The following is a 10,436-nucleotide window of genomic DNA, read 5'->3' on the forward strand; positions in this document are numbered from 1 at the left end:
TCTCTCAAAGCGCCAAGTGTACTCCTCAATCGCGCAACGCACCTGGTCCCAACAACGTTCCGCTACCAAACAGCTAGCCGGTGATTGCGTCCAAGCTGCAGAACTACTGTCAATAAGAGATCCCGACCCAGCGCCGCACCACCGCCTCATCGGAGAGGTTGAAGGTGTGCTGTAGATACGACAGCCCCACCATCTTCCGGGTACATTTAACCGGGTATCCAAGCGGACGCTGAACGCTGCCAAACTCCTGATCTATCCCTTCGCATTCGATCAGATCGGCTAGGGGAAAGAGCTCATGCCCGGGTTCAGGATCCGGTCGAGACGGCTGCGGCAGAGATTGCACGAGTTGTGCATCATCGGTTGCGTCACATGGCAAAACGTCAATATCAAACCGGTCGCATCCGAGATACTGGTACTCTAAAATGCTTCACGACAACGAAGATTCCTTCACCCACAATCTGTTGTGAGTTGTTCAGGTCCGAATATTTACCTGGGGCCGTCTGTGGGACGCAACGAGATCACTGGCCGAAACAGGTTGGTTGAAGCGCGCCAATTATACCTCTTTAGTTTGCCTCTTAATCTTCATCGGAAGCACGAAATAGCATTGGCTAGGTTCGGCATGGATTGACTACTCTTGAGATAGAACCGGAGTCGACCCGATGAGAAGTGTACGACATGCCGAGCTGATCGAACCGTCCGCGCTCGAGGATGTGAGTTTCCATAGTACGCCCGCCAGAAACCAGAGAATATCTGTTCATTGGTACACAGCTGCTTTATTCTTTTCCGATGTGATCATTCTGTTCTCTACAGGCGTACTTCCGATTCTCCTATACGATGGCATCTCTGATAGACACTTAAATCCTTATATGTCTGCGGTCGGCAGCTGCACCCTCCTGTTCTTGCTCGCGTCCAGGACACTCGCTGTTTACGATGTTGATAAAAGTCTCGATTGGCACTGGTCCATTCCGAGGCTGATCGCTGCTTTGACCATAACTTTCGTTTTAGCGATGATGATAGGAGTCGCTACGAAGACGACAGAAGACTATTCTCGCGTATGGTTCTTCTCCTGGGTGTCTCTTTCATTTGTCCTCATAACTTCTCTCCGAGCCCTTGTTCTTGCCGCTGTCGAAGCGAAACTCACCAAAGGGGCCTATCTGAAGCAGGCACTCATCATCACCTGCAGCAGCAACGCATTCAGTGAAGACCAGTTGGCAATTGAAACGCGCAATCGGGTTCGGGCGGTCGGCACGATCCTAGCACAGGACGTTGCGCAAATTCCCGATTTGATGGTCTATATTCAAAGGTTAAAGCCTGACGTAGTCATCTTCAATTTACCCTGGCCTCAGGTAGAGGAGGCGATCAGCAAGTTCAATGCTTTGTCCCATCATGCTCTCGAGGTTCTCATACTTCCTGATGCAAGCATCTGTCTTCAAAGGGCGATCCGCCTGCGCCGCTTCGGAAGCAGGGCTCTTCTGCAAATTCTCGAGCCTCCTCTCGCGGAATGGGAGAGGACAATAAAGCGTATCGAAGATATTGTTGTCGCGAGCGTCGCGCTTTTCGTCACCATGCCTCTTCTGATTATAACGGCGATCGCCATCAAGATGGAGAGTAAAGGTGAAGTCCTATTCAAGCAGCCGAGAACAGGTCTTGATGGCGAAATCATCGACGTATGGAAGTTCCGCTCGATGTATGTTGAAGTCGCTGATCGGGACGCTAGTCGCCAAACGAGCAAAAATGACCCGCGCGTGACGCGTATTGGCCGGTTTATACGCAAAACGAGCATTGATGAGTTGCCGCAGTTCTGGAACGTCCTGCAAGGTCAGATGTCCGTCGTCGGGCCTCGGCCACACGCGCTGAAGACAGCCGCCGAAGGTAAGACACTCGAAGCTCTTGTTGATGACTACGGTGCACGACATAGGGTAAAGCCGGGAATAACAGGTTGGGCCCAGATCAATGGCGCTCGCGGGGAGCTTTTCTCCCGGCACCAAGTCAAGAAGCGTGTGGATTATGATCTCTATTATATCGAGAACTGGTCTGTTCTCTTCGACATAAAGATCATCCTAATGACAGTGGTCCGGGTGTTCTATGATCCTCATGCATACTGAAATGTGCATCCACTTTGATTCATCTTATCGATGCAGGTACGCCGTTGCAGTATTATATGACTTGCTCCGGAAAAATTGGAGAGCGGGTCTTTAAGCAGGAGCATCTCCATGCCCTACACGCTTCGCGAAGAAGTTTTAGGATGAGCCCGTGTGGCTGGCTCTGATCAGCAACCTAGCCGCCGGGCGATCGCCAAGGATATCTGTGTAGGCATGTTGACTCTGCGGCGCTGGATTGACGCCCCCGTGAGCGTGGGATTGTGGACCCGCTCGAAAAGCGTCAGAAGGCCACAGCGGCCGAACTCCAATGGCTTATGCGTGAGAACGGGCTTAGGCAGGATCTAGAAAAGAGGAGTCGGTGGCTCCATCTTACGATCCTAGAAAGAGTCTCCTATGAGGTTCCGTGATATGACCTCTAAGTCAATTAGCACTGTCGAGAGCAAAGGAAGTAATGCTCGGTCACCATCAGAAAATTCTTAGATAGGTTGCTACTCACATTTTTTTATGATCTTGCAAAGACATAGCTCTTAAGAACAAATTGATATCACTTTTCGCGGCTATGAATCTCGTCTCTCCTCCGGAATTATTGGCTCAGAACTCGGTTCGGGAGGAGAAAATTTATGGCATCAGTTACATTAACTCCGGAGTTCGTTGGAGTTTCCGGGACAGTCAACATCTACCGAATTGACCTTAGCCAAGCAGGTCTAGCTAACATTCAATCAATCACTCTGCAGGATGACGGTTTCAGATCGGGGGCGACTCAGGCATCGTCCGGATCCGATATCGACTTCGTCAAACTCTCAACGCGCTACGCAACTGCTGCATGGGAGGTGACGAAGGAGCAGTTCGAAGTATCTGCTGGACTGGATTATAGCGCAGGTGTTGTCCTCAACGCAGGCTTTCTGACATCCTGGCATCCAGACGACAATCCGATATTCAATGCTTCCGACCTTTTCGGTACTACTGCTGGATTCTACGATCCAGCGAAGGCGACTTTGTCGAAGTCGGATGCTGCGAACAATGCCAGCACCGGTACACTATCACTTGGCGAGGGCGGGCAGATCACTTTCCTGCTCAATGCGCCTATGGATACCGGTCTGAATGGCTCTGCCAAGCAGTATCTATACTTCGGAGAGGATGAGATCCTTGATATGTTAAGAGTCGTCGTGTCCGATCAGAGGGTGGCTCCACCTTTCTTAGGGATCACCATCTCTGGTGATGACATGCCTGACACCATCCTCTTTGGCCAAGGTATCAACGCACATATCGGCGCCGGCAATGATGTTGTCAGCGGACTGGGCGGTAATGATGTCATCATGTCTGCCGGCGGGGCAGACAGGTTATACGGCGGGTGGGGCGACGACGCTCTTTACGGGGAGAGCGGTAACGACAAGCTATATGGCGATTATGGAAATGACCGGCTCTACGGGGGCAGGGGTAATGACGTGCTATACGGTCAGTCTGGTTCGGACGTATTCGTGTTCGACACCAAGCTTGGCACTGCAAAGACGGACCGGCGCGTAAATTTTGATAAGATTGCTGACTTCAACGTCAAGCAGGATTCTGTGTGGCTTGATAATGCCATCTTCAAGAAGCTTGGATCAGGCTCTGAGTTTAAACCAAAGCAAATCAAGAAGGCATACTTTGAGATCGGCTCCAAAGCTGACGACGGGAACGATTACATCATCTACAACAAAAAGACAGGTGTGCTCAGCTACGATGTCGATGGCTCTGGCTCTAAGCAGGCGATAGAGATCGCGCAACTCTCGAAGAACCTCAATATGACTTACAAGGACCTCTTCGTCATTTGATGGCCTGCATCACGATGGCGAACTCAATGCTTGAGGGGTGCTCGCGAACCAGCTTACGGCACTGTTGAAGCATTCGCCGACGGCCGCCTCACGAGAGTGATTGCTTCTTCGCTGACTGTCGGTATGGAAATCCCTACTGACAGTCAGCTAATCACTCACATCGAGATCATCGACACGAGCCGTCGCTGGCGCTGGCCCAAGAGCGAATAGATACGCATCATCTAAGAGAGCCTGCCGACTCCCTGTTTGACCTCGGCCACCACACGTCGGCACGGCATCTCGAACCAGCTTCTGTTCGCCTGCCGGGTCCGCGAGACCATCACTCAGCCGCCGGCGCCGCTTCATGTGACCCCGCGCGGCTGTGCCGGGCCAAACCTGCTAGCCCGAATTCTATTCGAGAAGTTTGGCCAGCACCAACCTCTCAATCGGCCGAGCGAGCGCTATGCCCGTAAGGGCATCAACCTGAGCGTGTCGACGCTGGCCGATCAGGTCGGGGCTTGCACCATGACGCTGCAGCCGCTTCACGCCTAGATCAAGACTCATGTTTTGGCGGCCGGGCTCCGCCGGCGGCGCTCTACTATGCCTCGCGAGATCGCCGGCACTAATATCCCGCCCGGCATCTTCAAGGCTTTCGCGGCATCCTGCAGGTGGATGCCTACAGCGGCTGCAAGCTGGTTCTACGATCCTGCCCTTCCGCCCGGGCCCAAGGCCTGGCTGTTCACCAGCTCGGATCTCAACAGCCTTCCGCTAACAAAAATTATTAGTGGAACAAAAGTTAGGGCTGCTCGGGCACGAGAGCGTCCAATATTGGCTGCACCCAAGCGTCTTTCTCAAAGTTGTACAAGGCAAAGTCTGGATCGAACTGCCAGTATGCCCAGGCCCAACCATTATTTTCTGCTAGTCTTGCGAGGGAGGAGATATAATGAGCTCGCTCCTTGATGTCTGCCGCATCGTAGACCCCGAACTCGCCGAGGAATATTGGCCTTTGGTTCTCTTCGGACCACCGTTCGATGTTGCTGAAGTTGAAGTTCAGCTCGCTCCAGTCCTTATCAGAACCCCAAGAGAGCGATGGCAGCAGGCGAAGCCTTAGGTCCCAAGGGGCTTTCTGATGGGTAAACTCAAAGGGCCTGTAGTAGTGGATCGTCACAATAATATTTCGATCTGACTCCGGTAGCTTAAGGTCCGCCAAGTGCTCGTAACGATAGCCTCCGGCAGGACCTACGATGACATTCCTTGTTGGGTTCGTTTTCCGGATGACCGTAAGAGCCTCGCTAACAAGCTTGTTCCAGATAATAGGAGTTACGTCTCCTCCGGGCTCGTTCAGGATCTCGAATAAGACAGTAGAAGGTTTGTTCTTGTACCGCTTGGATACTTGATCCCAAAACGCGATCAGTTTGCCTCGGCAGGCCACTACATCTGTATCACAGTCATCATCATGTTCATCAATAATGACAGTGAATCCATGGGAGAGAGCCCGGTCTATCACGTCGTCGAGTGTCTCAAGCCATCGAGCGTTCAGTTGGTTAGCTTCGTCCATGTGTCTAAAGGAAAACAGGTTTAGTCTAACGGTCTGAAATCCGGCCGATTTCAACAAAGCGAAATGCCGCTCCTTGAACCGAATGTACCTGTGCGCATCCCAGATTGGATCGTAACCGAGGATGTTGATTCCACGGCCCATCGCTTTCACCTGGTCAATCGCGCTTATCGGTGAATAGTCTTGTGCGCTGACCATCGCGCAGGGCACCAGTAACGAAAAGAGGGAAATGACGCCGATGCTGACCACACGTCGAAGGGGTGAGGCAAATATCATAACGACTCCATGAGAAATGGTCCTTCGCTGCATAGAATCTATCGAGTCGGCACACCTGCATAGTTGTCGACATGCAGCGTGATATCGACTACGTCCCCCGGCAACAACTTTGTCTCCTCATCAGCATCGATGCGCTCCCGCCCATTCCGGCCGCTACGGAAGACTTCGAATGAGGGGCGTCCACCTGAGCCCCGGACAAGCTGAGATTGCAACGTTGAGGTATAGAGCAGCTTTTCACTGACGGTTTGAAGCCGAGTCGTGACCTGCGCAATGCGCAGGTTAGCTTCCTGCAACTCAGTGAGAACAGACATGCGTCTTTGGTCATCAGTCCGTTCGAGCTGGCGCGCGTATTCGGTCTGCTGGCGCTCTATGTTGCTAATCTCCACGATTGTCTGAAGAAGCTGCGTGGAAGACATCAGGGCGGCACGACGAGCTTCTGAGATGCGGACGTTGATCGTCGTTCCCTTCTCGAGCAGCTGCCGAAGCCTTTCAAGGTCAGAGTTATCCGCTTGGTTTCCCTCTTCATCCTTGGCCTTTTTTTCAGCCAGGACTCTAAGCTGCATTTTGGCCTGATCGATAGCATCTCTTAACCTGGACTTTTCTTTATCTAGGTCGGATTTTCGCACCTTTAGCTGCTCTCTTTCCGTGCCGACGAATTTCTGCACTGTCTCTGGAGATACGGGTAAATCTAGCTTCGGCGTTGGAGATACATCTTCCCCAAGCTCCGTGCGGAGCCTCCATGTCTGCGCTTGGATGCGTGCGAACTCGATCCACAATGACTGGTACTCTGCTTTTAGATCGGCAGATTCAAGGATTGGATTGTTCATCCTAAAGCGCATGACATCGTACCCGCCTGCAACAGCCACAGCCTGCCGCACAGTCATTCCTGGCCGAAACGGCTGCTCGCCTGGACGGGTGACATCCCCGTTCAGGTAGATCGGCCTGTACTCGGCGACCGTGAGGCTAATATCATCTGGCGAGAGGACATGAGCGATTTCGCGTCCCTCAGGCGTTCGTTGGCGGTAAATTTTACTCGAGACCTGCTGAACGACTTTGGCTCGCAGCTCTGACAGTGTTAGGTCGGCTGCCTCAGCTTGGCCAAGAAGCGGAAGAGAGATGGTTCCATCAAACGCGATTGGTGATCGTACTCTAAGTTCCTGTGCTCCTATGATCGTCATCTCCACAGCGTCACCAGGCCTTAATCTGTACTCCTCTGATGTGCGGGCTGTCTCCGCTGACCAGGAGATTTGGCTCTGAGTGAAGATGAAGAGCAAGCAGCATAGAGCGGTTCTATAGTAATTCATCAATTGCTCCGCCTTGGTGCATCAAGCACCTTTGCATTTTACGCCTGCCCCTCAGGCCTCCGGGGACACAAATTGCCGGTCAGGAGACGCAAGCAGAGATATCAAGTTGAGATGAATAAGAGACCTAAGGCCAGCTACTCCAGGGCAGATTTCGTCTATTCCGCAAGCTTAATCCGGATGATAGCGCCGTCCTCACGTCGCTCCTGCATTTCGTTACCCCTCAAGAAAGTATTGTCATAAATTTCCCATTCCAAGATTCCAATGTCTAGGCCGGCAACTCCGAAAAGCAGTTACGGGAGTTCGCCACGAAGACGTACGCCTTTAGCGTTACTGCGAATTTCTCGCCTAATATTCTACGAAACGGTAGTGATATGGCCCTTCTCTATCGCGGGGAATGCTTCAAGCGAGTTTCCTGATCTCTTCTGTGCAGGTGCGATTTGGTCGAGTATCCCAAAGATACGATCTTCTTAGAACGAATTTGCAGTAAAAAATGAGCACGATCACTCTGCTTTGAGTGGAATGAGAAACGCCGTTCCGGGTTGGGAGCATCAGAATGCTGCAGTCGATACCGCGTCAGAAACAATCAATGGGCGCGCTTGAGACCGTGCAAAGAATGTCTGCAGAGAATCCAGAGCTCTCCAGCATCAAGCATGCTGGAAAAAGAAATGTGCGAGTTCTCTTCATCCAGACTCAAGCCGAGAATGCTGGAGCGCAGGAAATTGCGAGACTTGTAGCAACAGGTTTGGAGCAACGCGGTTACGTTACAAGACAGCTCTTTTTCTTTCGACGCACGGCGTCATTCGACAAAGACGAGACCGCCGAATTCTGTCTTCTGAAGCGTCCTTCGAACCCTTTGGCGCTTATAAGCCTCATAGGGCGTTTGCGGAAGAAAGTTAGAGAATTCAAACCCGATGTTGTGCTGTGCTTTCAACATTATGGGAACTTGATTGGCGCTCCGGTAGCGAAAGCCGCAGGCGTGCGTAATGTGATCGCAAACCAGAACACGTCAAAGCTTCTAACATCGAAACTTATCCGTATTCTTGATCTCGGGCTCGGGGTGTCCGGAATCTTTAGTCGTATCGTTACCGTATCGAGCAGTGCAGAGGCTGATTTCACAAATTACCCGCAATCGTACCGAAGTCGCCTCACACGGATCGACCATGGAGTTGCCGTCAAGCGTAGTTTCATGGATCGCAATGCGGCGCGGCTTCATTTCGGCCTGCCAAATGATGCAGTGATCCTAGGTTGTGCCGCACGGCTCCACCACATGAAGCAACTAGATGCGGCGGTTCGCCTGCTGCCACAGGATCCAACCTGGCATCTCGCTCTCGCTGGGCAGGGTCCAGAGGCTGAGAGCCTCATGAAGTTGGCACGTGAATTTGGCTGTTCGAACCGACTTCACCTCGTAGGGGAGTTGGACACAACTGGAGTGGCGGACTTCCTCGCCGCTCTCGATATTTTTGTGTTTCCGTCCCAGGCCGAAACCTTCGGTCTTGCTGCGGTCGAGGCAGCTCAAGCCGGCGTGCCTGTAGTTGCAAATCATCTGCCTGTGCTGGATGAGGTACTTTCGAAGGATGGAGAAGCGTGTGCCGTTTTTGTTGACGCCAGTGATCCGGTCGCGTTTGGGAAGGCTGTAGCCGCGCTGATCTCGAGTCCGGCCGAGATGGCAATGTTATCTGCTCGGGGGCGGCGTCTAAGCACGCGATACCCGGTGGAATCCATGGTCTCAGCCTATGAGGATCTCATCCAAGACCTGGTTTCAGACTAGGATGAAAATTATGATGATCGATAGCATTATCATTGATCGTTCTAGGTTGCGGCGCTGGCACCTTGATCTGGTGTCTCGCTTGTCCAAAGGAAGAAAGCCTGTCGCTCTCGTCCTATCCGATGGGGAGTCTCTTCCAAATTCAATCGAAATTCTTCTTTCTTTAGAGAGGTTCATATACCGTTTACCTGCCCCCCGCGCGAGCGATAGAGTCGAGAATGCGTTGTCATCAGGAGATAAGATTGAAGGGCAAAGTTTAGACCTCAGCATTGCGGGAATTGGGGGCCCGGGTGCGCTTCGGCTACGTTACGATGGATTGGCTGACGAAAGCGCACTATTCGGCGCATTGTTGTCCGGGCGCGTTCCGGTCATTGAAGTCACCAACATGGAAGGCACGAATAGGGTCGGGTATGCCCTGCCTTCTATAGAGACGGCTGAATCTCTCACTGAGGCCTACGAGTCTGTTGCAGCACGTGTGAGTACTCTCATTCTCTCTGTGCCGAAGGCGGTGCTGTGCCGGAATATGCCGGCAATCGTCCAAACCACTCCCGCGAGTCCACGTGCGGCTATTCACTATTTATCCCGTCAAGTCGCTTTCTCGGCGTTGAAGCGGCTGTACAGACTCTGCACAAGAGCTCCGCACTGGCGAGTGGGCTGGCGCCATGTGACTGGCTCCGGCGTGTTCGATCGTGGCGATATTGGAGGGACCCCGTGGAATGACCTCCCGAATCCTGGCGACCGATTCCTCGCGGATCCTTTTCCGGTCATCTGGAAAGGTGAGACCTGGGTCTTTGCTGAGGATTTCGAACACCGCACTCAAAAGGGAATCATCTCCGCTGTGCCTTTTGGCGAAAACGGCCCAACAGGCTCTGCGCGACCTGTTTTAGAGATGCCCTGGCACCTATCTTACCCATTTATCATCGCTGATGGTGGTGAGATATGGATGATACCGGAGAGCTCAACGGATCGAACAGTTCGCCTGTATCGTGCGGATCCCTTCCCAGATCGTTGGGTTGAGGAAGCCATACTGCTAGACTCCGTAGAAGCAAGTGATGCCACAGTCGTGCGCCATGAGGGGCGTTATTGGATGTTCGCCGTAACACGGGACGACGCTGGAGCGCCATCGGATACTCTTTCGCTCTTCATGGCAGATAAACTGATTGGGCCATGGCGCCCCCATCCCGCAAACCCTGTTCTCATTGACGCCTCGGCAGCTCGCCCAGCCGGCAACATGGTTTACCGCGATGGCCGGCTATGGAGACCGGTGCAGGATTGTAGAAATGGCTATGGTCGCGCTCTTGGACTTGCTGAAGTTACGCATCTGGACGATGAGCGATTTAGTCAAACTGTACATACGATACTTCGGCCGGGTGCTGACTGGCCTGGGCGTCGCATTCATACCCTCAATAGGGCAGGGACTCTCGAGTGCATTGACGGTTCATCGCTGTCGCTCAAAACGCCTAAGCTGTTTCCGCACTATCGTGACAAACCGATGGCCGGGCTCTCGAACTTGGCTTCCGGCAGTCCAGGAGTCACGGGTATGATCTCAGCTTTGATTTCATGACTAGTGACCTGCCACTGAAATTTTCCTCCAGGTTGAGTTAGAGTCCGGCCCCTCACAAGGACGGACAATGAAGCGTTCAC

At 52.7% G+C, this 10,436-nt stretch carries 7 protein-coding genes and 1 pseudogene; 5 read left to right on the forward strand and 3 right to left on the reverse strand.

From position 1 onward, the window contains the following. Window positions 1-109 precede the first annotated feature (109 nt). Window positions 110-343 carry a transposase gene (locus JKL45_RS31140; protein WP_512699596.1) on the reverse strand — a complete coding sequence of 78 codons (234 nt, stop codon included), beginning with the start codon at window positions 341-343 and terminating at the stop codon, window positions 110-112. Between the two features lie 316 nt (window positions 344-659). On the opposite strand from JKL45_RS31140, the gene JKL45_RS28420 reads away from it, so the two are divergent. The 3 genes and pseudogenes from JKL45_RS28420 to JKL45_RS28430 form a co-directional block, all read left to right on the forward strand. After that, window positions 660-2,105, forward strand: coding sequence for an exopolysaccharide biosynthesis polyprenyl glycosylphosphotransferase (locus JKL45_RS28420; protein ID WP_201865141.1), 1,446 nt, complete (start codon window positions 660-662; stop codon window positions 2,103-2,105). A gap of 617 nt (window positions 2,106-2,722) precedes the next feature. Next, window positions 2,723-3,913 (forward strand): calcium-binding protein, encoded by a 1,191-nt coding sequence (locus JKL45_RS28425; protein WP_201865142.1) that lies wholly within the window; start codon window positions 2,723-2,725, stop codon window positions 3,911-3,913. 294 nt (window positions 3,914-4,207) lie between these two features. After that, window positions 4,208-4,578 (forward strand): annotated as a pseudogene (locus tag JKL45_RS28430) (IS66 family transposase); the annotation flags it as partial. Between the two features lie 110 nt (window positions 4,579-4,688). On the opposite strand, the gene JKL45_RS28435 reads toward JKL45_RS28430, so the two are convergent. Together JKL45_RS28435 and JKL45_RS28440 are read right to left on the reverse strand one after the other, a co-directional pair. Continuing rightward, the gene (locus JKL45_RS28435) at window positions 4,689-5,591 is read right to left on the reverse strand and encodes a glycoside hydrolase family 5 protein (protein WP_201865143.1); all 903 of its coding nucleotides are present in this window, start codon (window positions 5,589-5,591) and stop codon (window positions 4,689-4,691) included. A 170-nt stretch (window positions 5,592-5,761) separates the two neighbouring features. Then, window positions 5,762-7,027, reverse strand: a complete 1,266-nt coding sequence (locus JKL45_RS28440) for a polysaccharide biosynthesis/export family protein (RefSeq protein WP_281401831.1) — start codon at window positions 7,025-7,027, stop codon at window positions 5,762-5,764. Window positions 7,028-7,580: 553 nt separating this feature from the next. Here JKL45_RS28440 and JKL45_RS28445 point away from each other — a divergent pair. Both JKL45_RS28445 and JKL45_RS28450 read left to right on the forward strand, forming a co-directional pair. After that, window positions 7,581-8,795 (forward strand): glycosyltransferase family 4 protein, encoded by a 1,215-nt coding sequence (locus tag JKL45_RS28445; RefSeq protein WP_246499077.1) that lies wholly within the window; start codon window positions 7,581-7,583, stop codon window positions 8,793-8,795. 1 nt (window position 8,796) lies between these two features. Continuing rightward, window positions 8,797-10,356, forward strand: a complete 1,560-nt coding sequence (locus tag JKL45_RS28450; RefSeq protein WP_201865145.1) for a glucosamine inositolphosphorylceramide transferase family protein — start codon at window positions 8,797-8,799, stop codon at window positions 10,354-10,356. Window positions 10,357-10,436 lie beyond the last annotated feature (80 nt).

The sequence above is a fragment of the Microvirga soli genome, assembly GCF_016734765.1.
Classification (GTDB): Bacteria; Pseudomonadota; Alphaproteobacteria; order Rhizobiales; family Beijerinckiaceae; genus Microvirga; species Microvirga soli.

Coding starts and splice junctions, on each gene's coding strand:
- JKL45_RS28420 (WP_201865141.1), top strand. CDS start 660: ATGAGAAGTGTACGACATGCCGAGCTGATCGAACCGTCCGCGCTCGAG.
- JKL45_RS28435 (WP_201865143.1), bottom strand. CDS start 5,591: ATGGGCCGTGGAATCAACATCCTCGGTTACGATCCAATCTGGGATGCG.
- JKL45_RS28440 (WP_281401831.1), bottom strand. CDS start 7,027: ATGAATTACTATAGAACCGCTCTATGCTGCTTGCTCTTCATCTTCACT.
- JKL45_RS28425 (WP_201865142.1), top strand. CDS start 2,723: ATGGCATCAGTTACATTAACTCCGGAGTTCGTTGGAGTTTCCGGGACA.
- JKL45_RS28445 (WP_246499077.1), top strand. CDS start 7,581: ATGCTGCAGTCGATACCGCGTCAGAAACAATCAATGGGCGCGCTTGAG.
- JKL45_RS28450 (WP_201865145.1), top strand. CDS start 8,797: ATGAAAATTATGATGATCGATAGCATTATCATTGATCGTTCTAGGTTG.